The sequence below is a fragment of the Psychromonas antarctica genome (assembly GCF_022267535.1).
Taxonomy (GTDB): Bacteria; Pseudomonadota; Gammaproteobacteria; order Enterobacterales; family Psychromonadaceae; genus Psychromonas; species Psychromonas antarctica.
Map to the genome: position 1 here is coordinate 1 of NZ_JAHNZV010000184.1, position 3,123 is coordinate 3,123.

A 3,123-nucleotide genomic window follows, 5' to 3' on the forward strand; every position below is an offset into this window, starting at 1 on the left:
GATCTCATCGTGGAGCTGGGGCTAATTATTAGTTGCCTGCAAAGACTCCGAATACATTAGCGCAAACCAACTACGTTATCGATATTATTACTTGCAATATCGAGGCGGACCATACATTTCGCCCCCAAGGCACCTTAGAAACTAAAATAAGTAGTCAACATTATTTAATCCGAACAGTCGAAGGGGCAATCAAAAAAGTCGTTTAGTCGAGCAATTAAATTGAAACTAATTTTTCATTAATGGCTGCTTCTCCGATAAAGCTGACATTAACATCAACTGATAATATTGCCTGTTTAGTGAAGTGACCAATACCTCCAGTACGTTCACTTTATCATAGCGTAGAGGTATACACTTTCAAATAATTTTACAACGCGATTACCTCCAAGGGCATTAGAACAGGTGTTCATCATTAAAAATGCAAAAAGAGATACTTGATCCTCGGCCCCTTTATTTCCCCACATTTTTTTGTAGTGAACAACCGCTTTAGCAAGATAAATCATAGATAATTCTTTTAATTCCAGTCAATACAGCAAAAGCTTTTCGTTGTATTTGTCATGCATAAAAAATGTGGATGCCTCAACTTTCTCGTTTTCTCTTGGTTCACTGTTAACGCCGATTTGTCAAAACTACTCCGGTGATCACTAGCACAGTACCGAGTAACATCGAAGAGGAAATCTGCTCATTTAGTAGCAAAGCCCCGAGCAACACACCAAATAACGGCACAAAGTTAGTAAAAACTGACGTTTGCGCCGCGCCAATCGTTTTTATTCCTTGGTAATACCAAATAAAAGGAATAACAGTGCCAAATACCGCCAAATAGCCAATAGCAACACCAATTTTCCAATTTAACTCAGGTAGCACCTGCACGTTTGGATTGAAAAACCATACCATTAACAGCAATAGCAATCCCCAAATAGCAGCATAAGTTGTTGACACTAAAGGTGATAAACCAAGCAGTGCTTTCCGTCCCACGACGGTATAGATAGCCCAGCTGAGTACCGCGCAGAGCATTGACAATTCTCCACGGCCAAAAGCCTGACTAATATCTTGGGTCACGGTAAGTAGATGACCATTACTGATCACGGTTAGTGCCCCCAATACTGCCACAGAGATCCCAAGCAACTTCTTGAATGAAATTTTTTCTCTGTATAATAGGGAAACCAGTAACGCCGTAGCGATAGGATTAAACGCAACAAATAGAGCCGTACGGGAAGCTGGCATTTCAGAGAGCGCAGTAAAAAAACACAGATTGTAGGTAAATATCCCGGTAAGACCGAGAGCGAAGGTGATCGCAACCTGCCTGAGCGATAGCTTTGGTAGCCTACCCTCTAATTTTATAGTTAGTAAAATGAGTATCAATACCGCCAGACCAAAACGGCCTATCGCCGACATTAACGGTGAAAGCGATCCCGCAAGTAAACGGCCTGCGATGAAAGTTCCCCCCCACAATAAGGCGACTAGGATAAGTTTAAAATAGGTTGGCCAGATCGAGGGTAAAGCTAAGTCGTTAGATTTATTGATAATTGGTTGCATGATGTCGCTCAATAGAAAAGTTAACCTGATATATGCTATAGTATTTCACTAATGTTAAGTCATAGTAAAATGAGCAAAGGTTCATGACATTTAATCAACTTGAAATATTTGTAGTGGTTGCTGAGCTGTGTGGATTTACCTTAGCTGCCCAACAGTTAGGTATTAGTCAGTCAGCTGTTTCGCACGCACTGAAAAAACTCGAGGAGGATTTAGGGGTAAGCCTTATCGAGCGCAATAAGTCACAAGCTGAACTTACTGCCGCAGGCGTTCGATTGCTTCCCCGCGCTCGAGAAATATTGGGATTGTCTGAGACCATACGCCAAGAGTCGGCAGATATTAAGGGGTTGCAACTAGGGAGTCTGCGTATTGGCTCTTTCGGTCCAACTTCCTCTTTGCGCTTACTCCCGGAGATCCTGGATAGTTACCGTAAGCAATTTCCCAATATTGAGGTGCGTATTGATGAAGGAAATGACCAACAGGTCGTACAATGGTTACAAGAGCGCCGGGTAGATGTTGGCTTTGTGGTGCTTCCTGATGAACGTTTTGATACCTTTGCATTGATTGAAGATCAAATTGTTGCCCTTATTCCTAAAACACATTCATTGTCGAAGAAAGATAAAATTGTACTTCAGGATTTATGTCATGTTCCTTTTATTCTGACTGAAGCCGGTTCAGCACAACTCATTTCCAAGCTATTTACGGCCGAGAATCTGATCCCTGATATTCGCTACAGGACGACCCAACTGATGACTACAATTGCATTGGTTGCAAAAGGCGAAGGCGTTGCCCTCGTTGCTGAATTGGCACTCCCTCAAGCTTTGCAAAACGATGGCTATGTAGTTCGACAACTAGCACCGCAGTACAAACGAATGATTGGTTTAGGACTCCACAGTACCCGCCAAGCCTCTCCTGCCACACAGGCATTTATCAAAACGGCCGTGCAATTATTAAAAAAGGGAAACCGGGCGCGCTAAGAGTTACGTGGTCAATATTTTAGTAGTGAAATTTTAGAAAAAGTAGAAGAAGCTGGTAAATATCGGGGCTGTAAAAATTGCTTTTGGGAGACTTTAAACTTTCAAACCAAACCTTTTTATGAAAAGCATGGTTACACAGTTCAGTGTGTCCAAGAAGGTTATCCAAAAACTAGTTGCCAATACTTCATGGTTAATAAATTGTAAATGCGAACAGCAGTTCAACACGGAATCGTAAATGGCTTCCATCATTTTTATAAAAGAAAAAGGCGAAAAAGCATCTACCGACGATCCTGTTAACTGGGTAGTTAGCAGCAAAATACGTATGCAATGGCTGCTATATTATTTACCATAAAATCTATTAAATGCGTATTAACATGATGCCGCATGTAAGTGCAATATAGTAATGTCACATTTCCCCAATTTAGAGATGTCACATTCTGATATGGTTAGTTCCCATTACTAACCGTATCCAGAGCAACGTGTCATGCAACTTTCTATGAGCCAAAAAGAATTAAATCGCGTTGATGTTATTCGCGATGTTTGTGAAAAACGAGTAACACAAATCAATGCATCAAAGTTGCTTAACTTAACGCGAAGACAAGTCCAACGGTTAGTA

Annotated in this window: 2 protein-coding genes; one reads left to right on the forward strand and one right to left on the reverse strand. The window is 41.2% G+C overall.

Annotation, left to right across the window (positions count from 1 at the left end):
• Window positions 1-606: 606 nt before the first annotated feature.
• Entirely contained in the window at window positions 607-1,533 is a 927-nt protein-coding gene (locus KSO91_RS16595) for a DMT family transporter (protein WP_238744136.1), read from the reverse strand.
• Window positions 1,534-1,616: 83 nt separating this feature from the next.
• Here KSO91_RS16595 and KSO91_RS16600 point away from each other — a divergent pair, with 83 nt between their 5' ends.
• The gene (locus KSO91_RS16600) at window positions 1,617-2,507 is read left to right on the forward strand and encodes a LysR family transcriptional regulator (RefSeq protein WP_238744137.1); all 891 of its coding nucleotides are present in this window, start codon (window positions 1,617-1,619) and stop codon (window positions 2,505-2,507) included.
• Window positions 2,508-3,123: the final 616 nt, after the last annotated feature.